At 75.4% G+C, this 24,834-nt stretch carries 26 protein-coding genes; 13 read left to right on the forward strand and 13 right to left on the reverse strand.

The genetic code is table 11. The annotated features are described in order from the left end of the window. Nucleotides 1-5: 5 nt before the first annotated feature. The 3 genes from AB3388_RS16480 to AB3388_RS16490 all read left to right on the forward strand — a co-directional run bounded on the left by AB3388_RS16480 (nt 6) and on the right by AB3388_RS16490 (nt 2,956). Complete coding sequence (locus tag AB3388_RS16480) at nt 6-1,838, forward strand: glycoside hydrolase family 15 protein (RefSeq protein ID WP_495406382.1); 1,833 nt, start codon at nt 6-8, stop codon at nt 1,836-1,838. Between the two features lie 106 nt (nt 1,839-1,944). Beyond that, nucleotides 1,945-2,655 carry an RNA polymerase sigma factor gene (locus AB3388_RS16485; RefSeq protein WP_495406383.1) on the forward strand — a complete coding sequence of 237 codons (711 nt, stop codon included), beginning with the start codon at nt 1,945-1,947 and terminating at the stop codon, nt 2,653-2,655. After that, the gene (locus AB3388_RS16490) at nt 2,648-2,956 is read left to right on the forward strand and encodes an anti-sigma factor family protein (protein ID WP_495406384.1); all 309 of its coding nucleotides are present in this window, start codon (nt 2,648-2,650) and stop codon (nt 2,954-2,956) included. Before AB3388_RS16485 ends, AB3388_RS16490 begins: the two co-directional genes overlap by 8 nt. Before the next feature lie 252 nt (nt 2,957-3,208). On the opposite strand, the gene AB3388_RS16495 is transcribed toward AB3388_RS16490, so the two are convergent. After that, the gene (locus tag AB3388_RS16495) at nt 3,209-5,152 is read right to left on the reverse strand and encodes an MFS transporter (RefSeq protein ID WP_495406385.1); all 1,944 of its coding nucleotides are present in this window, start codon (nt 5,150-5,152) and stop codon (nt 3,209-3,211) included. Between the two features lie 226 nt (nt 5,153-5,378). On the opposite strand from AB3388_RS16495, the gene AB3388_RS16500 reads away from it, so the two are divergent. Continuing rightward, nucleotides 5,379-5,810 (forward strand): universal stress protein, encoded by a 432-nt coding sequence (locus tag AB3388_RS16500; RefSeq protein ID WP_495406386.1) that lies wholly within the window; start codon nt 5,379-5,381, stop codon nt 5,808-5,810. A 22-nt stretch (nt 5,811-5,832) separates the two neighbouring features. On the opposite strand, the gene AB3388_RS16505 is transcribed toward AB3388_RS16500, so the two are convergent. Then, on the reverse strand, nt 5,833-6,000 hold the full coding sequence (locus tag AB3388_RS16505; RefSeq protein WP_495406387.1) for a hypothetical protein: 168 nt from the start codon (nt 5,998-6,000) through the stop codon (nt 5,833-5,835). Between the two features lie 194 nt (nt 6,001-6,194). Between AB3388_RS16505 and AB3388_RS16510 the strand changes: the two genes are divergently transcribed. After that, nucleotides 6,195-7,241, forward strand: coding sequence for an alcohol dehydrogenase catalytic domain-containing protein (locus tag AB3388_RS16510; RefSeq protein WP_495406388.1), 1,047 nt, complete (start codon nt 6,195-6,197; stop codon nt 7,239-7,241). Here AB3388_RS16510 and AB3388_RS16515 read toward each other — a convergent pair. The 5 genes from AB3388_RS16515 to AB3388_RS16535 form a co-directional block, all read right to left on the reverse strand. Then, the gene (locus tag AB3388_RS16515; RefSeq protein WP_495406389.1) at nt 7,228-8,997 is read right to left on the reverse strand and encodes a hypothetical protein; all 1,770 of its coding nucleotides are present in this window, start codon (nt 8,995-8,997) and stop codon (nt 7,228-7,230) included. The genes AB3388_RS16510 and AB3388_RS16515 overlap by 14 nt on opposite strands. Before the next feature lie 20 nt (nt 8,998-9,017). Beyond that, on the reverse strand, nt 9,018-9,437 hold the full coding sequence (locus AB3388_RS16520; protein ID WP_495406390.1) for a hypothetical protein: 420 nt from the start codon (nt 9,435-9,437) through the stop codon (nt 9,018-9,020). A gap of 67 nt (nt 9,438-9,504) precedes the next feature. Then, the gene (locus AB3388_RS16525) at nt 9,505-9,816 is read right to left on the reverse strand and encodes a hypothetical protein (RefSeq protein ID WP_495406391.1); all 312 of its coding nucleotides are present in this window, start codon (nt 9,814-9,816) and stop codon (nt 9,505-9,507) included. A 65-nt stretch (nt 9,817-9,881) separates the two neighbouring features. Next, complete coding sequence (locus AB3388_RS16530) at nt 9,882-10,754, reverse strand: alpha/beta fold hydrolase (RefSeq protein WP_495406392.1); 873 nt, start codon at nt 10,752-10,754, stop codon at nt 9,882-9,884. Nucleotides 10,755-10,788: 34 nt separating this feature from the next. Then, on the reverse strand, nt 10,789-11,133 hold the full coding sequence (locus AB3388_RS16535) for a VOC family protein (protein WP_495406393.1): 345 nt from the start codon (nt 11,131-11,133) through the stop codon (nt 10,789-10,791). 74 nt (nt 11,134-11,207) lie between these two features. Here AB3388_RS16535 and AB3388_RS16540 point away from each other — a divergent pair, with 74 nt between their 5' ends. Next, on the forward strand, nt 11,208-12,071 hold the full coding sequence (locus AB3388_RS16540) for a sigma-70 family RNA polymerase sigma factor (protein WP_495406394.1): 864 nt from the start codon (nt 11,208-11,210) through the stop codon (nt 12,069-12,071). A 60-nt stretch (nt 12,072-12,131) separates the two neighbouring features. Then, nucleotides 12,132-12,635 carry a VOC family protein gene (locus AB3388_RS16545; protein WP_495406395.1) on the forward strand — a complete coding sequence of 168 codons (504 nt, stop codon included), beginning with the start codon at nt 12,132-12,134 and terminating at the stop codon, nt 12,633-12,635. A 149-nt stretch (nt 12,636-12,784) separates the two neighbouring features. Here AB3388_RS16545 and AB3388_RS16550 read toward each other — a convergent pair whose 3' ends face one another. Both AB3388_RS16550 and AB3388_RS16555 read right to left on the reverse strand, forming a co-directional pair. Then, nucleotides 12,785-13,990 (reverse strand): FAD-dependent oxidoreductase, encoded by a 1,206-nt coding sequence (locus tag AB3388_RS16550; protein ID WP_495406396.1) that lies wholly within the window; start codon nt 13,988-13,990, stop codon nt 12,785-12,787. A 73-nt stretch (nt 13,991-14,063) separates the two neighbouring features. Beyond that, nucleotides 14,064-15,713 (reverse strand): LuxR C-terminal-related transcriptional regulator, encoded by a 1,650-nt coding sequence (locus AB3388_RS16555; protein WP_495406397.1) that lies wholly within the window; start codon nt 15,711-15,713, stop codon nt 14,064-14,066. A gap of 46 nt (nt 15,714-15,759) precedes the next feature. Here AB3388_RS16555 and AB3388_RS16560 point away from each other — a divergent pair, with 46 nt between their 5' ends. The 3 genes from AB3388_RS16560 to AB3388_RS16570 are packed head-to-tail and all read left to right on the forward strand — an operon-like array spanning nt 15,760 to nt 19,099. Continuing rightward, nucleotides 15,760-17,277 (forward strand): HD domain-containing phosphohydrolase, encoded by a 1,518-nt coding sequence (locus AB3388_RS16560; RefSeq protein WP_495406398.1) that lies wholly within the window; start codon nt 15,760-15,762, stop codon nt 17,275-17,277. A gap of 36 nt (nt 17,278-17,313) precedes the next feature. After that, on the forward strand, nt 17,314-17,715 hold the full coding sequence (locus tag AB3388_RS16565; protein ID WP_495406399.1) for a cupin domain-containing protein: 402 nt from the start codon (nt 17,314-17,316) through the stop codon (nt 17,713-17,715). Nucleotides 17,716-17,767: 52 nt separating this feature from the next. Then, a complete protein-coding gene (locus AB3388_RS16570) occupies nt 17,768-19,099 on the forward strand; it encodes an amidase family protein (protein ID WP_495406400.1) in 1,332 nt (443 codons plus the stop codon). Here the strand turns inward: AB3388_RS16570 and AB3388_RS16575 are convergent. Further along, nucleotides 19,090-19,923 (reverse strand): hypothetical protein, encoded by an 834-nt coding sequence (locus AB3388_RS16575; RefSeq protein WP_495406401.1) that lies wholly within the window; start codon nt 19,921-19,923, stop codon nt 19,090-19,092. The two genes, AB3388_RS16570 and AB3388_RS16575, sit on opposite strands and share 10 nt — an antisense overlap. 39 nt (nt 19,924-19,962) lie before the next feature. Here AB3388_RS16575 and AB3388_RS16580 point away from each other — a divergent pair, with 39 nt between their 5' ends. Beyond that, nucleotides 19,963-21,483: an amino acid permease gene (locus AB3388_RS16580; protein ID WP_495406402.1), complete on the forward strand. Its 1,521-nt coding sequence runs from the start codon at nt 19,963-19,965 to the stop codon at nt 21,481-21,483. Between the two features lie 70 nt (nt 21,484-21,553). Further along, nucleotides 21,554-22,000: a hypothetical protein gene (locus AB3388_RS16585; RefSeq protein ID WP_495406403.1), complete on the forward strand. Its 447-nt coding sequence runs from the start codon at nt 21,554-21,556 to the stop codon at nt 21,998-22,000. Between the two features lie 3 nt (nt 22,001-22,003). On the opposite strand, the gene AB3388_RS16590 is transcribed toward AB3388_RS16585, so the two are convergent. Beyond that, nucleotides 22,004-22,918: a ribonuclease Z gene (locus tag AB3388_RS16590; protein ID WP_495406404.1), complete on the reverse strand. Its 915-nt coding sequence runs from the start codon at nt 22,916-22,918 to the stop codon at nt 22,004-22,006. 35 nt (nt 22,919-22,953) lie between these two features. Between AB3388_RS16590 and AB3388_RS16595 the strand changes: the two genes are divergently transcribed. Next, nucleotides 22,954-23,112, forward strand: coding sequence for a hypothetical protein (locus tag AB3388_RS16595; protein ID WP_495406405.1), 159 nt, complete (start codon nt 22,954-22,956; stop codon nt 23,110-23,112). On the opposite strand, the gene AB3388_RS16600 is transcribed toward AB3388_RS16595, so the two are convergent. Together AB3388_RS16600 and AB3388_RS16605 are read right to left on the reverse strand one after the other, a co-directional pair. Continuing rightward, nucleotides 23,105-23,272, reverse strand: coding sequence for a hypothetical protein (locus AB3388_RS16600; RefSeq protein ID WP_495406406.1), 168 nt, complete (start codon nt 23,270-23,272; stop codon nt 23,105-23,107). The genes AB3388_RS16595 and AB3388_RS16600 overlap by 8 nt on opposite strands. Nucleotides 23,273-23,535: 263 nt before the next feature. Beyond that, on the reverse strand, nt 23,536-24,660 hold the full coding sequence (locus AB3388_RS16605) for a zinc-dependent alcohol dehydrogenase (protein ID WP_495406407.1): 1,125 nt from the start codon (nt 24,658-24,660) through the stop codon (nt 23,536-23,538). Nucleotides 24,661-24,834 lie beyond the last annotated feature (174 nt).

Raw genomic sequence — 24,834 nt, forward strand, 5'->3', positions numbered from 1 at the left:
ATCCCATGAGCACCACCCCGATCGCCGACCTCGCCTTCCTCTCCGACCGGCACTCCTGCGCGCTCGTCGACCGAGCGGGCACCGTCGTGTGGCTGTGCTTCCCCCGGTTCGACGGCCCGGCGGTCTTCGCGCACCTGCTCGACGACGACGCCGGCCACTGGTCCGTGCGGCCGGAGGCGGAGTGGACGGCGACCCGCCGGTACGCCGGCCGGTCCCTCGCCCTCGAGACGACGTTCCACACGGCCGACGGCGAGCTGATCCTCACCGACGCGCTGGCGCTGGGCCCGGACAACGAGGGGCACCGGCTGGGCACCGACGTGCCGCACGTGCTCGTCCGGCGGGTCCACTGCACGTCGGGAGAGGTCGACGTGCTGGTCGACTACCGTCCCCGGCCGGAGTACGGCCTGATCGTCCCGCTGCTGTCGCACGTCGACGGCGGGGTGGCCGCCCGCGGCGGCGCCGACTGGCTGGTGCTCACGCTGCCCGGCGAGACCGCCGAGCTGGGCGACAGCCGCGCGACGGCGCGCCTGCACCTGCGCGCCGGCGAGGTCGTCCACCTGGCCCTGCAGCGCAGCACCCTCGGCGACCCGGTCTCGGCGCACGCCTGGAGCCAGCCGGAGCTGGCCGACCTGGTCGACCGCACCCTCGCGTCCTGGGACTCGTGGTGCGCGCTGCACCAGTCCTACGAGGGCCCGTGGGCGGACCTGGTCCACCTGTCCGGCCGCGTGCTGCAGGGGCTGTCGTACCAGCCGAGCGGCGCGGTCGTGGCCGCCGGGACGACGTCCCTCCCCGAGGGCGTCGGCGGCGAGCGCAACTGGGACTACCGCTACGCGTGGGTGCGCGACGCGAGCTTCACCATGGAGGCGCTGTGGGTGGCTGCCTGCCCGGACGAGGCGGAGGACTTCTTCGGGTTCATGACCACCGCCGGGGCCGGCGGGATCGGCCCGGACCTGTCCCTGCAGATCATGTTCGGCGTCGGTGGTGAGCACGACCTCTCCGAGCGCACCCTCGACCACCTGCGCGGCTGGCGGGACAGCCGGCCGGTGCGCGTCGGCAACGGCGCGTGGAATCAACGCCAGGTCGACGTCTACGGCGAACTGCTCGGGGCGGCGGCCCGGCTGGCCGACCAGCTGCCCGCCCTGGACGACGAGACGCGGTGGTTCCTGGCGGCCTGCGCCGACACCGCCGCCGTCCGATGGCGGGACAGGGACCAGGGCATCTGGGAGGTGCGCGGGGAGCCGCAGCACTTCCTCTACTCCAAGGTCATGTGCTGGGTCGCACTCGACCGGGCGATCGCGCTGGCGCCGCAGCTGGGCTGCGAGGACCGGGTGGACGAGTGGCAGAAGATCCGCGAGGAGATCGCCGACGCCGTCCTCCAGCAGGGGTGGAACGACGAGGCGGGTGCGTTCACGCAGTGCTTCGGGTCGACCGCGCTGGACGCCTCCAACCTGATGCTGCCGATCGTCGGGTTCCTGCCGGCGGACGACCCCCGGATGCTGGCCACCATCGAGGCCACCGCCGAGCGGCTGACCGACGACCGGGGGCTGGTCTACCGCTACCGCACCGAGGAGGGTGTCGACGGGCTGGCCGGCGAGGAGGGCACGTTCCTGCTCTGCACCTTCTGGCTGGCCCAGGCCCTCGCCCTGGCCGGGCAGGTGGAGCGCGCCCGCGAGGTGTTCGAGCGGGCGGCGGCCTTCGTCAACGACCTCGGGCTGCTGGCGGAGGAGGTCGACCCGGCCACGGGCGACCTGCTCGGCAACGTCCCGCAGGCCTTCAGCCACATCGGGCTGGTCAACGCCGCCTGGGCGATCGACCAGGCGGAGAAGTCACGCCGATGAGCGGTGCCGAGCCGGGACCTCGGTCCCTGACGCGGGCGGAGGCCGATCCCGATGATGGCCGGAGCGATCCGTCGTCCCCGACCGTCGCCCGGCGAGGAGCAGCCGCATGCAGCAGCGCCAGTCCCCGGCGGTCGCAGCTGCCGTCCTCGAGGGCGGCAGCCCCGGTCAGGCGGAGCTCCTGGAGCGGCTGCGCGCCGGCGACCGGACCGCCTTCGCCGAACTGGTCGACGCCTGGTCCCCGGGGCTGCTGCGGGTCGCGCGGCTGCACGTCTCGACCCGGGCCTCCGCCGAGGAGGTCGTGCAGGACACGTGGTTGGCCGTGATCACGCAGCTGGACCGCTTCGAGGGCCGCTCGTCCCTGCGGACCTGGGTCTTCCGGATCCTGGAGAACCAGGCCCGGTCCCGGGGCGTGCGGGACGCACGCGCCGTGCCGTGGTCGTCGGCGTTCCCCGACCACGGGGAGGACTCCGCTCCCACGGTGGACCCCGCCCGGTTCCGCGGCGCCGGGGACCGGTGGCCGGGCGGCTGGACGCCCGCGGGGCGGCCGGCCGCGTGGGAGCCCCCTCCGGAGGACGCCGCCGTCGCCGCCGAGGTGCGCCGGGAGCTGCGGGCCGCCCTCGATGAGCTGCCCGAGCGCCAGCGCGTCGTGGTCGAGCTCCGTGACGTCCACGGGATGTCGTCCGACGAGGTGTGCGAGCGGCTGCGGCTGAGCCCCGGCAACCAGCGGATCCTGCTGCACCGCGGTCGCGCCCGCCTCAGGGCGCGGCTGGAGGACGTGTACCGGGGCACTGCGGGGGAAGGACCAGGCCGTGGCTGAGTTCCCCGTACCGCGGGCGTCGACGGAGGACGACGTGCTGACGATCGCCTGCCGGGAGTTCGTCGAGCTCGTCACCGAGCACCTCGAGGGCACGCTCCCCGACGCCGTGGACCGGGCCATCGCCGCGCACCTCGAGCTGTGCGATCCCTGCGTCGTCTACCTGGAGCAGATGCGCAGCACGGCGGCGGCGCTCCGGACGATGCCCACGCCGACCCTGCCACCCGCAGCCCGTGACCGGTTGCTCGACGTCTTCACCGCCCTGCACGGCGGGCCGGACGGCGAGGCACCCCCCGGCGCCTAGAGAGACCTGCCTGTCGACCATCCCCCGAGCCGACTCTCCATGATCACGTCGGGGCCGGCGGTGTCTCCACGACCGTGAGGCACCGCCGGACCCGAGGTGATCAAGGCGCCGGGACGAGAACGAGCTACAGGCGGCCAGCAGACGGGTGCACGAAGAACGCCGCCGGTCGCGGCTCACTGGCTCGTGTCCAGCACGGCGGCGGACGCCGGCTCGGCTCTCGTCACCCAGTCGGCGTCCGCCGTTGCCCCGGAGTCACGGAGTCGGTGAGCGACCTCCGTCGTCCGTCGCGAGGGCCGGACCGTCGACGGCGGCCCCGGCGGGCTGCGCGCCGAAGATGCGCTCCTCGTCCAGCGCCGACGTCTGCACGACGAGCACGTCACAGCTGGCGTTCTTCACGACGTTGGCCGGCACCGAGCCGAGCGTCTGGCCTTCGCTCGCGCCCAGCCCGCGGTTGCCGACGACGATGAGGTTCGCCGGATTCCGCCCGACCGTGTCCAGGAGCGCCTGCGCCGGGTCCCCGGCGACGAGCCGCTGCTCGACGTATCTCACCCGTTCCTCGGTGAGACCGGTGACCGACTTCTCCAGGGCCCTGCGCGCGGTCTCGACGCCGTAGAGGTCGCGGTGCGCTCCCTCGGCGGGCGGCGCCGCCGTGGCGGGGTCGCCGTCGCGGTAGGCCGTGACGACGACCAGCCTGGCATGGGCGGCCTCCGCCACCTCCGCGGCACGGTCCACGGCGTACAGGCTGGTCGCGGTGCCGTCCGAGCCCACGACGACCCGGTCGTACACGGTGATGCTGCGGCGGCTGCCGAGCGGCATGATCGGCGACTCGTCTGCCTCGTCGGGCGGGTTCACCCACAGCATCGCCACTCCGCCGATCGCCATCAGGACGCCGGCGAGCATGATCGCGTTGCTGCCCTTGCTGTCGAGCAGGTGCGTGTAGATCCAGCCGAAGGTGACCGTCTGGATCAGCATCGGCACCACGATCATCATGTTGAGGATGCCCATGTAGACGCCGGTGCGCTTGGCCGGAACCATGCTCGCGACCATCAGGTAGGGCACGCCGACCGCGCTGGCCCAGAAGATGCCCACGCCGATCATCGGGAGCAGGGCGACGTACTGGTTGGTGATCTGGGACAGCCAGACCAGGGCCGCCGCGGCGAGGCCGAGCGCCACCGCGTGCACGCGCTTGGCTCCGATCCTCCGGGCGAAACCGACCAGGAACAGGGCTGAGACGGCCGTGACGAGGTTGTAGGCGGCGTTCTGCAGACCGCTCCAGGCGATCGCGTCCTCCCAGGCCGGGCCGCCCTGCTCCGGCGTGGCTCCGAAGATCGTCTCGCCGAGGCTGACCGCCAGGAACTGCCAGTAGATGAACATGGCGTACCACTGGAACAGGAACACCACGCCGATCTTGTGCATCGCGACCGGCATCGTCTTGACGGCGTCCGCGATCTCGGCGACCGCGTGGTGGAGGCCCTTGGGCGCAGTGCGGATCTCCTCGAGCTCCTCTTCCGAGGGCGTGAGCTCCCGCGTCTTCGCCATCGCGGTCAGCACCGTCAGCAGGATGCAGAACGTGCCGAGCAGGAAGCAGACGTACATCCAGTAGGGAACGCCGTTGCCGGCGGTCGCCGTCAGCGCGTCGACCTTCTGCAGGACGAACAGCGACAGGTTCGCCAGCACCGCCCCGGCGCCGGTGAACATGCTCTGGGTCAGGAACCCGCGCGCCAGTTGCGACTTGGGCAGCCGGTCGGAGATGAGCGCCCGGTAGGGCTCCATCGAGGTGTTGTTGCCGGCGTCGAGCAGCCAGAAGCAGATCACGGCCAGCCACAGGACGCCGACGAACGGGAAGACCGCCAGGATGATCGCGCAGAGGATCGCGCCGGCGGTCACGAACGGACGACGGCGGCCCCAGCGGGGGCTCCAGGTCCGGTCGCTGATCGCGCCGATCAGCGGCTGGATGAGCAGCCCGGTGACCGGTCCGGCCAGGTTGAGGATCGGCAGCTGATCGGGTGCGGCCCCGATGAGCAGGAAGAGCGGGTTCACCGCCGACTGGGTGAGACCGAAACTGAACTGAACCCCGAAGAAGCCGAGGTTCATCATCAGGATGGCCCGGCCCGTCATCAGCGGCCGACGTTCGGCCGGCCCTGCGTCCACGGGGACGGCTGCAGAGGAGGCGGGCTTGATTGTCGTGGTGGCCATGGCGACCCCTTAGGCCGACGCGGGCTGGGTTCGACCGTGCTGCCGCGCCCCATTACCCACCACGGCCGTCCGCAACCACCGTGCAATGACCCGGGCGTGTCCGCGGCGACCGACTCGGCCCGTGGAGCGTCCGGGTGGCGGGTGCGCGCCACGGCCGTCACCATGTGGAACACCTCGGGTACGTCACACGAGCGCCGATTCGTCGACACCCGCAGAGGAGACGACGGTGAGCAGGTGGAAGACCATCGTGGTCGGCGTCGACGGATCCTCCGGGAGCCGGACCGCATTGATCTGGGCCGCCGCCGAAGCGGCGGACCACGGTGCCGACCTGGTCGTTCTGAACGTGTGGGAGCACACGCTGATGCCACCGGTGGGCAGCGTCAGCGTCTCGGAGAAGTACGTGCCCGACCCCAGCCAGCGGACCGCTGACGACCTGGTCCAGGTCATCAAGGAGGCGCTCGGCGAGGATCCGCCGGTGTTCGTCCAGCCGAGGGTCAAGCAGGGCAGCCCCGCGAAGGTGCTCATCGAGGAGTCGGCCACCGCCGACCTCCTGGTGGTCGGCACGCGCGGCCACGGCGGATTCACCGGACTGGTGCTCGGCTCGGTCAGCCAGCACGTCGCCGCCTACGCCCAGTGTCCGGTGACCGTCGTCCGCTGACGGCCGCCGCGCGGCGGAGCGGCTAGCGCGACAGCCGCTCGAGCCTCGTCGCGACCCGCACCCGGGCCTCGAGGACGCCGGGGACGCCGGCGCGCGCGTGCTCGCCGAGGACCGCCGCGGCGTGCTCGAGCTCCTCGGGACGCATCGGCTCGTCGTTGTTGACCGACCGCAGGACGTCTTCCAGCTTCATCGAGCCGTGGATCCCCTTTCTCGGATGTTATCGCTCTCAATCATCTAGACAAGTGCCGCGACGGCATAGGGCCCGAGGTCCCGAATGTGTGTGGAGTCACGCGCCGGGACGCGTCATCTCAATCTGCGACAGTCGCCGGCCGCTGCCCCGCCTACCGTCGACGAACCGCACGGCCGAGGCACCGGAGGCTCGAGATGAAGGCACTCGTCTACCACGGACCGGGGAGCAAGGCCTGGGAGGACGTTCCCGACCCGGTGGTCCAGGACCCCACGGACGCGGTCGTCAGGGTGGAGACGACGACGATCTGCGGCACCGACCTGCACATCCTGCACGGGGACGTGCCCGCGGTGACCGACGGCCGGATCCTCGGGCACGAGGCGGTCGGGACGGTCACCGCCGTCGGCGACGCCGTCCGCGGGTTCGCCGTCGGCGACCGCGTGCTCGTCCCGGCGATCACCAAGTGCGGCCGCTGCGACTACTGCCAGCGCGGCATGCCGTCGCACTGCCGGACGGTCGGCGGCATCGGCTGGATCTTCGGCCACCTCATCGACGGCACCCAGGCCGAACTGGTCCGCGTGCCGTTCGCCGACACCTCGCTGTACCGGGTGCCCGAGGGCGTCAGTGACGAGCAGGCGATCTTCCTGGCCGACTCGCTGCCGACCGGCTACGAGGTCGGCGTCCTCGCCGGCAACGTGCGGCCCGGGCACACCGTCGCCGTCGTCGGTGTCGGCGCGGTCGGCCTGGCCGCCGTCCTCACCACCGGCCTGTGGGGCGCGTCGCGGGTGATCGCCGTCGACACCAACAAGTTCCGCCTGGAGAAGGCGCTGGAGTTCGGCGCCACGGACGCCGTCGAGGTCGGGCCGGGCACCGTCGACGACGTCCGCGCCCTGACCGGCGGGGACGGCGTGGACGTCGCCATCGAGGCCGTCGGCTACCCCGAGACGCTGCGCACGACCTGCGCCCTGGTCCGGCCCGGCGGCTCGATCGCCAACATCGGCGTGCACGGCGTCCCGGTGGAGCTGCCGCTGCAGGAGATGTGGATCCAGAACGTCACGCTGACCATGGGGCTGGTCGACACGGTCTCCATCCCGACCCTGCTGAAGATGGTGGCCAGCGGGCGGATCCCCGCGGAGAAGATGGGCACCCACTCGTTCACGTTCGCGCAGATCGACGAGGCCTACGACGTGTTCGCCAACGCCGCGGCCAACGAGGCGCTCAAGGTGGTCATCACGCCGAACTGACCGGGTCGTCGAGCACCCAGCGCACCGGCCGGCCGGGGTCCGGCTCGTACCGGCACCAGCCGCCGGTGCGCACCGCGTCGCGCAGCAGCCGCGCCAGCCCGGGGTCGACGTCGGCGATGCGCGCGACTGCGGCGGCGATGGCCTTGCGGACGGCGACCCGCGCCCGCTCCCCGGCGTCCCCGCCCCGCCGCGGCCGGCCGCCGAGGCCGGTGGCCCGCGCGACCTCGGCCAGCAGCGCCGCGCGCTCGTCGGCCAGCCGGTCGGCCCGCGCGGGGTCGGCCCAGGCGCGCGCCTCGTCGAGCTCCTCGTCCAGCTCGGCCAGCCGGGACCGGTAGGCGGCCAGCGCCTGCGCGTCCAGCGCCGTCCCGAGGTCTCCCTCGCGCACCGAGACGCCCGGGTGCCCGGCCACGGCGTCGGACAGCTCGAGCGCGGGGACGTCGACGCCGGGCCGCGCCAGCAGCAGCCGCAGGTACCGCAGTCCCTTGCTGTCGGGCAGGGCGGCCGCGGCGCCGTCCGCGCCCACCGTCCAGACGCCGCCGGCGGCGGGGTGCAGGTGGACGACGTCCGGTACGACCGCCGCCCGGGCCGGCGGCGACGACACCCGCCCCAGCCACCAGTGCGCGCCCATCCGGCGGTAGGCAGCCGCGGCGGCGGAGCGGCACGCGGCCGCCTCGTCGCTCCGGCCGAGCGCCTGCAGCGCCCGCGCCAGGAAGTCGTCGACGACGCCGGCGAACGCCGCGGCGCCGGCGTTGACCACGCCGCGGCCGGCGTAGGGCGTCAGCAGCTCGACGGCGACCGCGGCCAGATCCGTCGCGCCGGTCCCGGCCGCCACCTCGGTCAGGCAGGTGACGGTGAGCAGCCAGTCGACGTCGCGCGGCACCGCGCCGAGGTCGCCGCCGGCGAGCTGGTGCAGCAGCGCCTCCGCCCGGTCCGCGCGCCCGGCGGCCAGCCACAGCACCGCCGCCTCCGCGGCGATCGAGAGCACGCCCTCGCCGGTCCCGAACCCCTCGTACATCGCCGCCTCGCGCGCGAGCGCCGCGCGGTCGCCGGCCTGCCGGGCGATACCCGAGCTGAGCGTCCGCTCGATGGCCTCGGTGTCGCGCTCCCCCGCCTCGGCGCCGGCGGCGACGGCGGCGTCCCGGGCCGCCGCGGCGGCGGCGAGGTCCCCGGTGAGCAGCGCGGCCATGCCGCGGCGGGCGGCGGCGAAGAAGCGCACCCGCGCCGAGCCGGACTCCTCGGCGAGCGCGTCGAGCGCGCGCAACTGGCGGCGGGTGCCCGGCAGGTCCAGCGTCTCGACCGCGGTGGTCAGCCGCCAGAGGGAGGCGGTCAGCCGCGCCTCGAGGTCGGTCAGGTGGACGACGGCGTCCTCGAGCCGGCGGGTGATCGCCAGCCGCGCGGCCAGCTGGTCCGGGCCCCAGTGCACGAGCAGCTGCGCGTCGAGGGCCTCGGCCAGCAGCGCCGCGTCGTCCGCGGCCTCCGCCGTCGTCACCGCCTCGCGGGCGAACGCGACCGCCCGCTCGGCGTCCCCGCCGTACACCCAGGCGCGGGCCAGCGCGACGGCCACCCGGGCCCGCTGGATTCCGCTCGCCAGGGTGTACGCCTCGTGCAGGAACGCGGGCACGCGGCCGGGGACGGTGCCGAAGCTCTGGCCCGCGGCGAGGCCGAGCGCGGCGCGGGTCATCGCCTCGACGTCCCCGGCCGCCCGGGCCTGCTCGTACGCACGCAGGGCAGCCGAGCGAGATTCGGCGTCCGCCACGGCGGCACTGTAGGGCCGCCTCAGGGCCGCATCAGCGTCACCGACCGCGCGTGCTGGGCGACCCGCGCCGCGGTCCAGTCGCCGGTGCAGTAGACGGCGAGCTCGGTGATGCCGGCCGGCCCGACGTCGGCGCGGAACAGCTCCCGGCAGTACCAGTGCTCGCCGCCGTCGTCCCAGGCCTCCTCCAGCTCGAGGACGAAGCCGGTCGGCGTCGGGTCGAACCGGGAGCGCAGCACCGCGCCGGGGCCGGGGTGGCCGCCGCTGCGCAGTGCGAGGGCGTCCTCGACCCCCTGCGCCTGCAGCCGCCAGGTCGGCATCGTGAAGTCGACGAACACGTCGGGCGCGAACAGCCCGGGCGCCGCCCGGCCCGTCTCCAGGTAGGCGATGAAGCCGTCGGCGAGGGCACGCGCCTCGGCAACGGGAGCGACGGTGGCGGTCATGGGAGGCCTCCGGGGTGGGAGCGGATCAACACCCGGGAGGCGTGACGCCGGCCGTCACGACGTGCCGTCACGAGGTCGGCGGCGTCCCCTCCTCGAACGTCAGCCGCAGGCCGTCGGCGGCGACGCGCCCGGCCACCTCGGCCAGCAGGAGCCGCGCGTCCCGATCGGCGTCCGACGGGACCTGCACCGCGATCTGCCGGTGGCCCAGCCGGCGCAGCTCCAGCAGGCGGTCGGCCAGCAGCTCGGCGCCGACCCGGTCGAGCCGGCCGCGGAGGCGGACGGTGCCCCGGACGGGATCGGCGCGGAGGACCAGCAGCGGCTGGACCGGCCCGGCGTCCGGCGACGTGGTGGCCAGGGGATGCGCCGCGTCTTGGCTCATGCCCAGAACCGTGACTCTTCCGTCCGGAACTCCGTAGGGTCCAAAGTCCCTGTCTCTTGCGGCGCTCAGGGGTGCAGCGCCGCGTAGACCTCGCGGGCGTGGTCGAACACCAGGAAGTGCCCCTCGCCGGCGAACCAGTGCAGCGAGGCGCTGGGCAGCATCGCGCCGAGCACCCGGCCGAGCGCCGCGGGGACCTGCCAGTCCTGGGTGCCGTGCCACACGTGCACGTGCTGGCGCACCGCCGCCAGCGGGAACCCCCAGGGGCGGAAGAGCAGCGCGCGATCCTCCGCGAGCGGGGCGGCGCCGTTGCGCAGCCCCTCGGTGAACGTCGTCGCCAGGATCCGCCGGACGGCGGGACGGCCGAGCACCCGCCGGTCGGCCGGGTTGAGCCGGGCCTGCAGGTACCGCGGGATCAGCGCCGGCCGCCGGGCGATCGGCGCGAACACCGGTTGCAGCAGCACCGCCGACGTCGTCGGCCGGTGCACGGCCGAGCGCAGGTGGCCCGGCACCCAGCGCGGCCACGGCCACGGGACGTCGGGCGGCGGCGCCCCGCCGAGCACGCCGACCGCGTGCACCCGGTCGCCGAACTCGTGCGCGCAGGCCAGCGCGTAGGCCGCGCCCCCGGAGAGGCTGAGGACGGCGAACCGGTCGAGGCCGAGGCCGTCGACGAGCTCGCCGACGTCGGCGGGCCAGTCCAGCACCCGCCGGCCGGGCTGCGGATCCGAGCGGCCGAAGCCCGGCCGGTCGGGGACGATCAGCCGGACGCCCCACCGCCGGTAGTCCTCGACGTCCTCCACGTGCCGCTCCAGCCGCGAGCTCGGCGAGCCGTGGCAGCCGAGCACCGGCCGGCCGGACGGGTCGCCCCACTCGGCGTAGGCCAGGGTCCGGCCGTCGCGGAGACGGATGCTCCCCTCCCGGGGCTGGTCGGCGGCTCGCACCCCGGCCCCTTACCCGGCCGGGCCGGCGGGCACCTCACGGGTTCTGGCGCAGGCCGATCAGGTTGCCGTCGCCGTCGCGCGCCAGCGCGATGAGCGCGCCGCCGCCGACGTCGGTGGGGTCCTGCACCTTCTCGGCGCCGGTCTCGACCAGCGCGGCCAGGCTCTTCGCGACGTCGTCCACGTGCCAGTAGACGACCGGGCCGGTCTGGCCGTGCCGGTGGCCGTTCGGGTCGAGCCCGACGTCCTGGCCGCCGGCGGAGAACTGGACGTAGTACGGCGCGTCCACGACCGGCTCGGCACCGGTCAGGGCGCTGAACAGCGACTTCGCCTTGGCCAGGTCGGTGACGGGGTAGATGATGGTGCGCGGTCCGGTGGTCATGATGTGCTCCTCGGGTCGTCGGGTTCAGGTGCTTCCACCTCTCTGACACCCGCCGACCGAGGGATGTGACAGCCATGAGCGAGAAGGATCTGCTGGCCGCGCAGTTCGAGGAGCACCGCGACCGGCTGACCGCCGTCGCGCACCGGCTGCTCGGCTCGCGCGCGGAGGCCGAGGACGCCGTCCAGGAGGCGTGGCTGAGGGTCAGCCGCGCCGACAGCGACGAGGTCGACAACCTCGCCGGCTGGCTGACCACGGTCGTCGCCCGCGTCTCCCTCAACCAGCTGCGCAGCCGCACCGCCCGCCGCGAGGACCCCCTCGACGACGCCCCGCCGAGCCACCTGCACGCCGTCCCCGACCCGGCCGAGGAGGCGGTGCTCGCCGACTCCGTCGGGCTGGCCCTGCTCGCCGTCCTCGACACCCTCGGCCCCGCGGAGCGGCTGGCGTTCGTGCTGCACGACCTGTTCGACGTCCCCTTCGAGGAGATCGCCCCGATCGTCGACCGCTCCCCCGCCGCCGCCCGCCAGCTCGCCAGCCGGGCGCGTCGCCGGGTGCGCGGCGCGGAGCCGGTGGACGACGCCGCCCGCAAGCGCGAGGTGGTCACCGCGTTCCTCGCCGCCTCCAAGGGGGGCGACTTCACCGCGCTGGTCGGGCTGCTCCACCCCGACGCGGTGCTGCGCTACGACGCCGCCGCCGCGAGCATGGGCGCCGCCACCGACCTGCGCGGGGCCGACGCGGTCGCCGGGTTCCTCTCCGGCAAGGCGCGGGCCGCCCGGCTCGTGCTGGTCGACGGCGCGCCGGGCTGGGTGTGGTCGCTGCGCGGCGAGCCGCAGGTGGTCTTCGCCTTCACAGTCCAGGACGGCCTGGTGACCGGGATCGACATCATCGGCGACCGCCAGCGGGTGGCCGCCTTCGACATCGAGTCGCTCCCGCAGCGCTGAGTTCGGCAGCGGGGTGTGGCAGATGCGCGCAAGTCCGAGCGGCCGTCACGCCCTGGTGTGGTGACGGGGCGCTGGGAGCGCAGCGAGCGTGGCGGCACCGGTCTGCTGCTGCTGCGGACCCGGCTGACTGCCGAGCCGACCTTGTCGGGCACGCTCGGCGACATGGGTAGCCGGGGAGCGATCCACCATGTCGAGCTGTGGGTCAGCGACATCGAAACCGCTGACGCATCGCTGGGCTGGCTGCTGCGCGCTCTGGGCTACCGGCTTGCGGACACGTGGGCCACTGGCCACTCCTGGCGCCTGGGAACCGCCTACATCGTCTTGGAGAGCGGCCCTGACGTGCTCCCGGAGGCGCACGAACGCCGACGTCCCGGGCTGAACCACCTGGCCTTTCATGCGGGCAGCCAGCGCGAGGTGGACGAGCTGACCGGCGAGGCCGCCCGGCATGGCTGGACGCTGCTGTTCGCCGACCGCCATCCCCATGCCGGCGGCCCCGATCACTACGCGGCCTACCTCGAGAACGAGGACGGGTTCGAGGTCGAGTTGGTCGCCCTCCAGCCCTGAGTCGTGCTGAAGCGGGCGCGGGTCGGTGACAGCGGAATCTCCATGCGCTCAGTTCGAGCAGGGCGGCCGCACCTCACGACGCTGAGCACCACCGGCTTCACGGAGGGCGGCCGGACTTCCGCACGGCGCACCGCACCCCGCTGCCGAACTCACGCAGCGCTGAGGCCGCCGAGGATCCGGCCGACGTTGTCCGGCGAGAAGTACTCGGCCGGCGACAGCGTGCCGGCGATCACCGAGGCGAAGCCGTCCATGGCGTCCTGGTTGCCCTGCGCGGCGAACAGCAGCTGCGCGACCTCGGGCGGCGGCGGGGCCAGCGAGGCCAGTCCGGTCGTGAACTCGTACATCGGCCGCGCCTGCGCATCGCGGTCGGCGTGGGCGGCGGACAGCGCGGCCTCGAACGACGCCTCGCCGCGGAACACCCGGTCGAGGGCGCCCGCGCACCGCTCGGCGTCGGCGAACGCGTCGGACATGCCCTGCGCGGTGATCGGGTCCATCGTCAGGCCGGCGTCCCCGACGAGGACCCAGCCCGGCCCGTACGGCGTGCGCAGGAAGTTGGGCACCGCCCCGCCGGCGTACGGGGCGACCCGCGTGGCTGCGCGCACCCGCTCGGCGAACTCCGGCGCGAGCTCGAGGGTGGCGAGGTAGTTGCCCTCGACGTCGGCTTTGTACGCCGCCGCCTCGGCGTACGGCCAGCCGAGGACGACGAGGGTGAGGCCGTCGTTGGTCGGGAAGGCGCCCCAGCCCCGCTCCGGGCGGATGCAGGTGGCGAACGCGTCGACGGGCAGCCCGTCCCAGTAGGTGTAGTAGGCGTACTGCTGCCGGGGTCGCTCCGCGTACGCGGCGGCGCCGGCCAGCTTCGCCACGTGCGAGTTGCGGCCGTCGGCGCCGACGACGACCCGCGCGCGCTCGGTGACCGGACGCCCGTCCGGGTCGTGCCCGCGCACGCCCACGACGACGCCGTCCTCGACGACGAGGTTTCCGACCGAGAAGCGCTCCCGGACCTCGGCACCCGCGGCGGCCGCCGCCTCGACGAGGATCGTGTCGAGCAGGTAGCGCCGCGGGGCGTAGGCGGTGGAGCTGCCGTCGCACGGCCGCGGCGTGCCCGCCAGCGTGAACGCCCCGAAGTCGTAGGAGTAGACGTCGATCGGCGGGCACCCCGTCGACAGGACGGCGTCCAGCACGCCCCACCGGCGCAGCGCGGCGACGCCCGGGGCGTGGATCGCGTGCGTGGACAGGGTGTCGCTCGGGAAGGTCGCCCGGTCGACCAGCAGCACGCGGTGGCCCGCGCGGGCCAGCAGCATGGCGGTGGGGGCACCGGCGCACCGGGCACCCACGACGATCGCGTCGTACTCCATGGGATTCCTCCTTCGCGGGATCGGACGGCGCCACGCTGCCGGGCCGGCCCGACGGAGGGATCGGTGAACTCCCCTATCTCGCGGCTGAACCCGCGCGGGCCGCGTACCCGGCCGCCTCGGCGCGGCTGCGCAGGCCGAGCTTGGCCAGCACGTTGCCGACGTGGTGCTCGACGGTCTTGCGGCTGATGAACAGCCGCGCGGCGATCTCGGGATTGGACAGCCCGGCGCCGAGCAGGTCGAGGACCTCGGCCTCGCGGGCGGTGAGCAGACCGTCGCCGCGGCGGGTGACGGGCGCGCGCACGCCCAGCTCCCGCAGGAACGCCGCGGCGGCGTCGGCGTCGCGGGCCGCCGGGAGCCGCCGGAAGGCCTCCAGCGCCGCGCGGGCCTCGGCGAGGGCCACCGCCGGCCGCTCGGCGTGCACCGCGCGGGCCAGCGCGAGGCGGGCCCTGGCCAGCTCCATCGGCATCCGGGCGGCGGTGAACCCGGCGAGGGCCTCGCGCAGGCAGGCCGAGGGGTCCGTGCCCGCCGCCACGCACACCTGGCCGCGGGCGAGCGCGGCGAGGGCGACCAGATGGGGGCGCGGCACCCGCTCGGCGCAACGGACGGTCCGCTCGGCCGCCGCCCGCGCGGCGTCGACCCGGCCCGCGGCCAGGTGCACGTCGACGAGCAGCGCCCACAGCGGCGCGGCCGCCGCACCGTCGGCGTCGCCACCGGCGAGCGCGCGTTCCAGGACGTCGGCGGCGAGGTCCGGCTCGCCGCGGACGAGATGGACCGCGGCCAGCGGGCGGGCGGCCTCCCCGGCCGAGGCGACCTCGAGCTCCGCGAGCAGCTGCGCCGCCTCGTCGATCCGGCCCTGGCGGACCCGGAGCTCGGCCAGCCGGGCGAGCGCGCCCATCCGCAGCGCCGACCGGCGGCTCAACCCCCACAGCCGGACCGCCGCGGTCAGCGCCTCCTCGGCCTCGGGCCACCGGCCCGCGGTCGTCAGGACGCCGCCGTAGTGGGTGCGGCAGAACGCCGAGACCGCCGGCAGGTTCCGGCGCCGGCCGACCTCCTCCCCCACGGTGATCCACTCCTCGGCCCGCCGGACGTCGCAGGCGTGCTCGCAGGCGGCGAACAGCTGGCAGAAGATCTCCTCCAGCACGAAGAAGTCGTCGACCTCGCCGCCGGTCACCGCGGCGAGCGCCTCGTCGAGCAGCGCCATGCCCTCGTCGACCCGGTCGCCGTGCACCATCGAGGCGCCCAGGTAAGCCAGGGCGGCGCACTCGAGCTCGGCGTCACCGACCCGGCGGCCCAGCTCCAGCGCCCGCCGGAAGCTCTCCTCCTTGCGCACCCGCTCGCCGGCGAACATGCCGACGTCGAGGGCGACCCAGCCGGCCTCGCGGGAGTCCGGCACGCCGGAGAGCAGCGTCTGACAGCGGGCCAGCCAACCGCTGCCGACCGCCCGGTTGCCGAGCACCATCATGTGCAGGCCGCCGAGCACGCGCGCCATCCGGACCGCGCCGACGCCGTCCCCGCCGCGCCGGTACAGGGCGTAGGCCCGCTCCCACTGCTCCGCGGTGCCGGGGAAGTCCAGCTCCAGGTAGGCCGCCGAGCCGAGGAGCTCGTGCACCTCGCCGTCCGGCTCGCCACCGAGGCGGCCCAGCAGGTCGCGGGCGCTCGCGGCGTCGCCCGTGCGGAGCGCCGCGCGGCTCGCTACGAGCAGTTCCCGGTCCGGGTCCGCCACGCGGGAATCGTGCCACCGGAGGCGGCCCGGCCGGGAGGATGGCGCGGTGCGGGAGGTCCGGCTGGCGGAGCTGGTCGCCGGTCTGTCGGTCGTCAGCGACCTGGCCAAGGGGCTGACCGACGGCCAGGGCCTGCGCGCCGCCGTCCTGGCCGGGGACCTCGCGGCCCGGCTGGACCTGCCCGCCGCCGACCGCGAGGCGGTGTTCTGGGTCGGTCTGCTGCGCTTCGTCGGGTGCACGGCGACCGCGTCGCAGATGGCGGCCGCGCTCGGGGACGAGCTGGCGGTCAGTGCCGCGTTCGCCGCGGCCGATGCCCACGACCTGCGCGACGTGCTGCGGGGGGCGCTCGCCGCGGTCGGCCCCCGGCCCGGCCGGCTGCTCGCCTTCCTCACCCGCGCCCCCGGGATCGTGCGGGAGCACGAGGTGGCCAGCTGCGAGGTGGCCCAGGTGGTCGCCGCCCGGCTGGGCCTGCCGGCTCCGGTGGGCGAGGCGCTCGGGCAGGTCTTCGAGCGTTGGGACGGGCGCGGCCACCCGGGCCGCGCCGCCGGTGCGGACATCGCGGTCGCCGCGCGGGTCTGGCAGGTCGCGCACGTGCGGGACCTGCTCAGCGGCCGGGACGACGTCGCCGCGCAGCTGCGGCGCCGGGCCGGCCGGTCCCTCGACCCGCACCTCGCCCGGGTGGCCGCGGACCTCCCGGTCGCCCGGGCGGACGCCGGACCGGTGGAGGTCCTCGCCGGAGAGCCGGAGCCGCACCGCACGGTGGACGCCGAGCAGGTCGACGAGGTGCTCGCCGTCTTCGGGCTCGTGGCCGACCTCAAGTCGCCGCAGTTCCGGGGCCACAGCGCGCGGGTGGCCGAGCTGGCGTCGTCCGCCGCCCGGGCGGCCGGCCGGGCGGAGGGCGAGGCGGCCGAGCTGTACCGGGCCGGCCTCGTGCACGACGTCGGCCGGGTGGCGGTCTCCTCGCGCGTCTGGGAGAAGCGGGGTCCGCTGACCGCCGGTGAGCAGGAGCTGGTCCGGCTGCACCCGTACTTCACCACGCGGGCGCTGGCCCGCGTCCCCGCGCTCCGCGGGCTGGCCGAGCTGGCCTGCGCGCACCACGAGCGCTGCGACGGCTCGGGCTACCACCGCGGCCTCTCCGGCGCGGGCTTCTCCCCCGCCGCGGCGCTGCTGGCCGCCGCCGACGCCTGGGTCACCGCCGGTGAGGCGCGCCCGCACCGGCCCGCCCGCGGCGACGCGGAGCGGACGGCGCTGCTGCGCGGGCACGCCGACGCCGGCCGGCTGCCGCCCGCGGCGGTCGAGGCGGTCCTCGCCGCCGCCGGCGTCGCCCCGGCCCCGCGACCGGCGCGGCCGGGGATCCTCACCGACCGGGAGCGCGCCGTCCTCGACCTGGTGGCCGACGGGCTGACCAACGTCGCGATCGGCCGGAGGCTGGGCGTCTCGCCGAAGACGGTCAACGCCCACCTCGAGCACGCCTACGCCAAGCTCGGGGTCTCCACCCGGGCCTCGGCCGTGGTCGCCGCGCTCTCGGCCGGCGAACTGGAGACCAGGGCGGGCCGACGCGAGTAGGTTGCCTCGCGCGCGCTCCCAGAGTCTGGAGTCCTGATGACCACCACCGCCAAGCCGGTCGAGCTCACCGTCGTCGACACCACCACCGCCGAATGGCAGGGGTTCCCCGTCGCGTACATCGGCGCGAACCTCGAGCACGTCCCGCTGGTGGACGACCCCGAGACCGGGATGATGGTCCTGAAGATGGTCTACCGGGCCGGCTTCACCAACCCGTGGCACAGCCATCCGTGCGCCCACGGCATCTACGTCCTCGAGGGGACGCTGAACACCCACCAGGGGCAGTACCCGGCGGGCAGCTTCGTGTGGTTCCCCGAGGGCGGGATCATGGAGCACGGTGCCACGCAGGACGCCGACTGCACGTTCCTGTTCTTCACGAACAAGCCGTTCGGGATCCACTACGTCGGCGACGAGAGCGACCCGGACGCCCCGCGCGCCTGACTCGGGCGTTCGCCCGATACCGGCGGGAGTCGCGCGCCGCGAGCCTGGCGGCATGACCACTTCCACCGGCACCGCCACCGCCCTCGACCTGGCCGCCGCCGTCCGCGACGGCCGTCGCACCGCCGTGGACGTCGTCGGCGAGCACCTGGACCGCATCGCGGCCCGGGACCGCGAGCTGAACGCGTTCTGCACCGTCCGCACGGAGGCCGCGCTGGCCGAGGCGGCCGCGATCGACTGCGATCCCGGGCGGCCGGACCTGCCGCTGGCCGGCGTCCCGGTCGCGGTCAAGGACAACGTCGCGGTCGCCGGCGAGCCGGTCCGCCACGGCAGCGCCGCGACGACCGCGACCCCGGCGGCCGCCGACGACGCCCTGGTGGCCCGGCTCCGGGCGGCCGGCTGCGTCGTCGTCGGGACGACGCGGATGCCCGAGCTCGCCGCCTGGGCCTTCACCTCGTCGGCCGCCGGCGGCGCCACCCGCAACCCCTGGGACCCGGCGCGCGACCCCGGCGGCTCGACCGGCGGCGGCGCGGCCGCGGTCGCCGCCGGGCTCGCCGCCCTCGCGCTGGGCACGGACGGCGGCGGCTCCCTGCGCGTCCCCGCGGCCGCGTGCGGGCTGGTCGGCGTCAAACCGACGCCCGGGCTGGTCCCGCTGCCCGGCGGGGTCGACGAGCACTGGTGCGGCCTCACCGTCGCCGGCCCGATCGCCCGCACGACGGCCGACGCCGCCGCGGCGCTCGCCGTCCTCTCCGGCGAGCCGTTCACGGCCGCGGAGCCGAGCGGCCTGCGGGTCGCGGTGTCCACTCGGAGCCCGTCGCCGCTCGGCCGGCCCGACGCCCACCAACGGGCCGCCGTCGACACCGCCGCCGGGGCGCTGCGGACGGCCGGGCACGCCACCGTCCCCGCCGACCCGCCGTACCCCGCCACGCTGCTCAACCGCTGGGGCCGGCGCTGGCTGGCCGGGATCGCGCTCGACGCCGACCGGCTCGGCCTGGACGCCGCCCGGCTGGAGCCGCGGACGCAGGCCATGGTGCGCAAGGGCCGGCGGATCCTCCGGCGCGGCCCGGTGCCCGCGGACCCCTGGGGCGAGCAGGCGGAGCGCTGGTTCGCCGCACACGACGTGCTGCTCACGCCGGTCGTCGCCCGGGTCCCCGGGCCGGCCGGCGCGCTGACCGGCCGCGGCTACCTGGCGACCTACCTCGCCTCGGCGAAGGCGGTGCCGTTCTGCCAGGCGTGGAACCTCGCCGGCTTCCCGGCGGTCACGGTGCCGGTCGGCGTCCGCGACGGGCTGCCGCTGGTCGTCCAGCTCGTGGGGCGGCCCGGCAGCGAGGCGCTCCTGCTCGGCGTCGCGGCGCAGCTGGAGACGCCCGCGATCCCTCAGCGGTAGGGCTCCTCGCCGGCGGCGGCGAGCATCGCGGCCACTTGCACCGCGGTCGCCGGCTCCACCGGCAGGCGGGCCAGCAGGGGCGGGATCTCGTCGGGCTCCAGCCCCTCGCCGAGCAGCAGCTCGAGCAGCCGCCCCGCCTCGGCCGGCGGCACCGGGAGGGGCAGGCCGGAGGCGGTCAGCGCCGCTTCGGCGAGGAACAGCGCGCCGGGGTCGCCGTCGTCGGGCTCGACCGGCTCGGGCGCGGCAGAGCGGGCGGCGGCCTCGGCCGCGCGGACCACCGACAGCGGCAGCCCCTCGGCCTCCACCTCGGCCAGCGGCACGTGCCCGAGGGCGGCGAGCAGCAGGTGCTCGGCGTCGATCTTGAGCGGCGTCTCCCAGTCGCCGGCGCGGACGACCTCCTCGAGGTCGGCGCCGTCCTCCCCCAGCTCGTCGAGCAGCTCGGCCCACGCCCGCCGCCGGGTGACGCGGGCCCGCTCGGCGGCGAGCACGCAGGTCTGCCGCACGAACGGGTCGAGCACCTCGCGGTCGAGCCGGTCGGCGTAGGTGCCGCCGTCGGCGGCGACGGCGTTGAGCGCGTCGGCGAAGCTGCCCGGCCGGGCGTCGCCGAGCTCCAGCCGGCCGTCCTCCTCGCCGGAGAGCGCCTGGCCGTTGGCGGCGCGCACGCCGATGGTCGTGCCGGTCGCGACCAGCCGGCCGCGGTGGCGCAGGTGGTGCGGCTGGTCGGAGAGCCCGACGCTCCACGCGCACGCCTCGGCGACGAGCGCGGGCACGCGTTCCCGCAGCACCTCCCGGGTCAGCAGCCCCATCCAGTCGACGTCGAACACGCCCTCCAGCCTGCGCCACCCGCGCGGGGGACGTCACGTGTGGGCGACGATCGAGCGGGGGTACTGCGCTCCGTCGTGGCCCTGCACCTGTTCCGCACCAAGCCGGTCGAGGCCCTCGGCGAGTCCGAGGGCGACGCGGCGGGCGTCGGCAAGCTCCGGCACAGCCTCTCCGCGCGGCACCTCGTCGGCTTCGGCATCGGCGTGGTGATCGGCACGGGGATCTTCACGTTGACCGGCGTGCAGGCGAAGAACAACGCGGGCCCGGCCGTGGTGATCTCGTTCGTCATCGCCGGCGTGGTCGCCGTCCTCGCCGCGCTCTGCTACGCCGAACTCGCCTCCTCCGTGCCGACGGCGGGCAGCGCCTACTCCTACGCCTTCGCCACCGCCGGGGAGCTGGTCGCCTGGATCATCGGCTGGGACCTGTTCCTGGAGTTCGCGCTCGGTGCCGCGGTGGTCGCCCGCGGCTGGTCGGGCTACGTCGGCAACCTGCTGCACCTGCCCACCGCGCTGTTCGGCGAGGAGTCGACGGTCAACGTCGGCGCGGTGCTCATCACCGTCGTCCTGACGATCATCGCGATCCTGGGCATCCGCGAGTCCGCCCGGGTCACCGGCGCGCTGGTCATCGTCAAGGTCGCGATCTGCGTCTTCGTGATCGTCGCCGGTGCCTGGTTCGTGACCGGCGCCAACCTCACCCCGTTCGTCCCGCACAGCGAGGCGGCGGAGGCCGGCAGCGGGCTCGCCCAGCCGCTCATCTCCGCCGTCGCGGGGCTGAACCCGGCGGCGTTCGGCATCGGCGGCATCCTCACCGCCGCCGCCGTCGTCTTCTTCTCCTACACCGGCTTCGAGGCGGTCGCGAACCTCTCCGAGGAGACCAAGCGGCCCGGCCGGGACCTGCCGCTCGGCCTGCTCGGCACCCTCGCCGTCTCGACCGCCCTCTACGTCGGCGTCTCCTTCGTCGTGGTCGGGATGGTGAAGTACAGCGAGATCGACGAGGGCGCCCCGATCGCCGACGCGTTCGACCAGAACGGCCTGGCCTGGGCCTCGGCGCTGGTGTCGCTGGCCGCCGTCGCCGGGCTGACCTCGGTGATCCTCGTCGACCTGGTCACGGTGAGCCGGATCGGCTTCGCCATGGGCCGCGACGGCCTGCTGCCGCCGGCGATCGCGAAGGTCAGCCCGCGCACGGGGACGCCGGTGCGCATGACGCTCGCCTACGCCGCCGTCGTCCTGGTGATGGCCGCGTTCGTGCCGCTGGAGACGCTGGCCGACCTGGTCAGCATCGGCACGCTCTTCGCCTTCGTGCTGGTCTCGATCGCGGTGCCCGTGCTGCGGAAGCGCCGGCCAGAGCTCGAGCGCACGTTCCGCGTGCCGTGGTCGCCGGTGGTGCCGGTCCTCTCGGCGCTGGCCTGTCTCTACCTCATGGCGAACCTGAGTGTGGAGACCTGGCTGCGCTTCCTCGCCTGGATGGTGATCGGGCTGGTCTTCTACTTCGCCTACGGCCACCGGCACTCGCGGATGCGTGCCGACGTGCGGGCCGAGCAGGACGCCGTCGTCCGCACCTGAGGCCCGCGCGTCAGCGGACACACAGCCGCCGTTCACCTGCCGGTCGGGAACGGCGCGCAGGGTCGAGGGCATGGACGACGACCTGCGCACCCGCCTGTTCGACCCCGCCGCCGCGCACGACCTGGTGCTCGCCCGGCGCCCGGCCGTCCCGACCGCGGTGCAGGGCGTGGTGTCCGACGTCGTGTGGGGCGAGGTGGTGCGCCTGCTCCGCTGGGCGACCGCGGACACCGGCGGCTCGGCGGCCCTGGAGAGCGGCACGTGGTGGCGCCTGGCGGCCGGCTGCGCCGAGTTCCTGCGCCGGTACCCGGGGCTCTCGGCCGAGCTCGACGAGCCGTGGGACGCCGTCCCGCCGCCGGAGCTGCCGGGGCCGGGCGCGGCCCGGGTGGCCGCGGCCGCCGAGCGGCTGGGGGCGCTGCTGCGCTCGGCCGAGCCCCTGCCGCTGCGCCGGCTCGCCGCCGAGGTCGACGCCCTCGGCGCCGCGGCGATCGGCGCGCTGGCCGAGCGCGCGGTGGGCTGAGCGTCAGCGGCGGGGCGGGACGGCGATCCGGTCGAGGTCCTCGGCGACCACGATCTCGCCGGTGAACACGGCGGCGGCCTCCTCGCGGTAGCGGCCCGTATCGGCGTAGCGCTGGGAGAAGTGGGTGAGCACCAGCCGGCGGACGCCGGCCTCCGCCGCGACCGCGCCGGCCTGGCGCGCGGTCAGGTGGCCGTACCGGTCGGCCAGGGCGGCGTCCTCCTCGAGGAAGGTCGACTCGATCACCAGCAGGTCGGCGCCGTCGGCCAGCGCGAGGACGGCGTCGCACATCCGGGTGTCCATGACGAAGGCGAACCGCTGGCCCGGCCGAGGCACGCTGACGTCCTCGACCCGGACGGTCCGGCCGTCGACGGTCAGCGAGCCCGCGCGCTGCAGCCGGCCGACGTCCGGGCCCACGATGCCGAGGCGGGCCAGCTCCTCGGGGAGCATCCGCCGCCCGTCGGGCTCCACCAGGCGATAGCCGAAGGCCTCGACGAGGTGGTCGAGCCGGCGCACCTCGAGGGTGCCGGTGCGGCCGAGGTCGACCGCGCCGTCCTCGGTGAGCGGTTCCTCCCGGAGGTCGGCGACCTCGTGGAACACGGTGGCGTGCCGCAGCCGCTCGAAGAACACCTGCCCGGACGCCGGGTAGTGCGCGACCACCGGGTGCGCGACCCGGTCCAGCGACAGCCGCTGGACGACGCCGGGGACGCCGAGGCAGTGGTCGCCGTGGAAATGGCTGATGCACAGGCGGGTGATCGACGAACTCGGGACGCCGGCGCGCAGCATCTGCCGCTGCGTCCCCTCGCCGGGGTCGAACAGCAGGCCTTCGCCGTCCCAGCGGAGGAAGTAGCCGTTGTGGTTGCGGGCGCGGGTCGGCGCCTGGCTGGCCGTGCCGAGCACGACGAGCTCGCGGGCGGCCACGGCCGGGACGCTACCGGTGGACGGACGCTCCGGCGGTGCCGCGCAAGATCACGATGCCGGACGTCGCCCGCGCGGCCGGCGTCTCGGTGATGACGGTCCGCTACACGTACGGCCGGCCGGATCGCGGCCCCCGCCACCCGCGCCGCGGCCGCACCGGCGACCTCGGGGTCATCCTGGGCGAGCACCTCACCTAGCCTTCGCCGACCCGCAGGCCACGGCGTTCCTCGCCGGCGTCGCCGAGGTCTGCACCGCGCACGGCGCGCCGTGCGCCAGGAAGGCGTCGCGGAGCCTGCGCTCGATCGCCTCGGCATCGGGACGATCCGCCAGGTCGACGTCCGCGTAGAGCGCGGCCACCTCGCGACCTCGTTCGTCGGCGACCTCCAGCCACCGCCGGGAATCATCCGCGCCAGGGCAGGTGCACTGCGCGCTCCACACCTCCTGCGCGACCGTCCGTCGACCGGCCAGGGGACAGTACCGGGCGCTGTGGCAGCGTTCGGTGCAGAGGATGAGCTCCGACCGCGGGCGAACGGGCCACAGCACGCCGGCCGTCATGCCCATCCGGTGCGGGCACCGGTCGTGCTCGCCCCGCGCGCACCACGGCGATGCCTGCGCCATGTTCAGACCGCGCCGAACGCCAGCACCGCGGTCATCGTCGAGCGGCGGCGCGCGGCGAGGTCGGCCAGCAGCGCCGGCCCCTGCTCGAACGGGACGACGTCGGTGACCAGGTGCCGGCGGACGTCGTCCCCACGCTCGCGCAGCAGGTCGAGGGTCGCCTCGGCCAGCGCGATGCGCGGCCAGGCCGCCGCCATGCCCCGGGGCACGCGGCCGATCTGCGCGCACACGATCGTCAGGCCGTTGTGGTGGAACTCCTCGCCGAGCCGGACCGCCTCGGCGCCGGCCTGGTAGAAGCCCAGGTCGACGACGACGCCCTGCGGCCGCAGCGACTTGAGCGCGGTGGCCAGCGCGACGTCGTGCCCTCGGCACTGGAGGACGACGTCGGCGCCGTGGTCCCCCGGGCCGTGCCGCCACGCCTCCTTGACCGCGAGCCACCCGGCGCCCTCGGCGTCGTCGACGGTGTCCAGCCCGAGTGCGGCCGCGAGGGCCCGCCGTTCCGGCGCGGGCTCCGCGACCAGCACCGACGCCGCGCCGTGCTGCACGGCGAGCATCGCCGAGAACAACCCGATCACGCCGGCGCCGGTGACCAGCACGTGCCGGTCGCGGACGCCCGCGGCGAGGTCCGCGCCCGGCCCGGTGAGGGCGGCGGCCGCGTGCAGCAGCCCGTTGACGCAGATCGGGCCCATCTGCGCGAGGTAGATCCCGAGCAGCGGATCGAGGTCCTCGGGGACGGTGATCACCGGCCGGACGGCGGCGTCGAAGCACGCGCCGGTCCGGTGGCCGACGGCGAGGGCGAGCAGCGTCCCCTCGGCGGGCGCCCCCGTGCGGCTCTCGGTGACCCGGGCGACCTCCATGTAGCCCAGCCGGCGGACCGGATAGCCGGCCGGCGAGCCGTCGCGGTGGAAGGTCCGCAGCTCGGCGTCCCAGCTCAGCTGGTGGTGCGGGTCCGTGCCGCGGACCAGTGCGACCTCGGTGCCGGCGCTGATCCCGCTCCACTCGGTCGTCACCCACGCCTGCCCCGGCCCTGGCTCCGGCTCGTCGTCCTCGAGCAGCACCGGGCGCCCGGGCTCGGCGACCCCGATGGTCCGGACGGCGCGCCCGCTGACAGGAGCGGCAGGAATGCTCACCCGCCGCAGACTGCCGCCCGGGCCCCCACCCGGCAACCGGCACGGGCGCGGGCGGTTCAGCGCCGGTCGGCCCGGCGCTGGGCGCGTCACCCGGGTCCGGCGTAGCCAGGCGGAACCGACCCGTGGACCTCACCGGACGCGCTGGACCCGAACTCGCCCGCTTGCTTCCTGCAC

It is taken from the genome of Geodermatophilus sp. SMS 5-13 (genome assembly GCF_059428245.1).

What these genes read in the sequence shown, in the direction of transcription:
- AB3388_RS16480 (WP_495406382.1), top strand. Translation starts at nt 6, where the DNA reads ATGAGCACCACCCCGATCGCCGACCTCGCCTTCCTCTCCGACCGGCAC.
- AB3388_RS16485 (WP_495406383.1), top strand. Translation starts at nt 1,945, where the DNA reads ATGCAGCAGCGCCAGTCCCCGGCGGTCGCAGCTGCCGTCCTCGAGGGC.
- AB3388_RS16495 (WP_495406385.1), bottom strand. Translation starts at nt 5,152, where the DNA reads ATGGCCACCACGACAATCAAGCCCGCCTCCTCTGCAGCCGTCCCCGTG.
- AB3388_RS16505 (WP_495406387.1), bottom strand. Translation starts at nt 6,000, where the DNA reads ATGAAGCTGGAAGACGTCCTGCGGTCGGTCAACAACGACGAGCCGATG.
- AB3388_RS16510 (WP_495406388.1), top strand. Translation starts at nt 6,195, where the DNA reads ATGAAGGCACTCGTCTACCACGGACCGGGGAGCAAGGCCTGGGAGGAC.
- AB3388_RS16520 (WP_495406390.1), bottom strand. Translation starts at nt 9,437, where the DNA reads ATGACCGCCACCGTCGCTCCCGTTGCCGAGGCGCGTGCCCTCGCCGAC.
- AB3388_RS16525 (WP_495406391.1), bottom strand. Translation starts at nt 9,816, where the DNA reads ATGAGCCAAGACGCGGCGCATCCCCTGGCCACCACGTCGCCGGACGCC.
- AB3388_RS16535 (WP_495406393.1), bottom strand. Translation starts at nt 11,133, where the DNA reads ATGACCACCGGACCGCGCACCATCATCTACCCCGTCACCGACCTGGCC.
- AB3388_RS16540 (WP_495406394.1), top strand. Translation starts at nt 11,208, where the DNA reads ATGAGCGAGAAGGATCTGCTGGCCGCGCAGTTCGAGGAGCACCGCGAC.
- AB3388_RS16550 (WP_495406396.1), bottom strand. Translation starts at nt 13,990, where the DNA reads ATGGAGTACGACGCGATCGTCGTGGGTGCCCGGTGCGCCGGTGCCCCC.
- AB3388_RS16565 (WP_495406399.1), top strand. Translation starts at nt 17,314, where the DNA reads ATGACCACCACCGCCAAGCCGGTCGAGCTCACCGTCGTCGACACCACC.
- AB3388_RS16570 (WP_495406400.1), top strand. Translation starts at nt 17,768, where the DNA reads ATGACCACTTCCACCGGCACCGCCACCGCCCTCGACCTGGCCGCCGCC.
- AB3388_RS16585 (WP_495406403.1), top strand. Translation starts at nt 21,554, where the DNA reads ATGGACGACGACCTGCGCACCCGCCTGTTCGACCCCGCCGCCGCGCAC.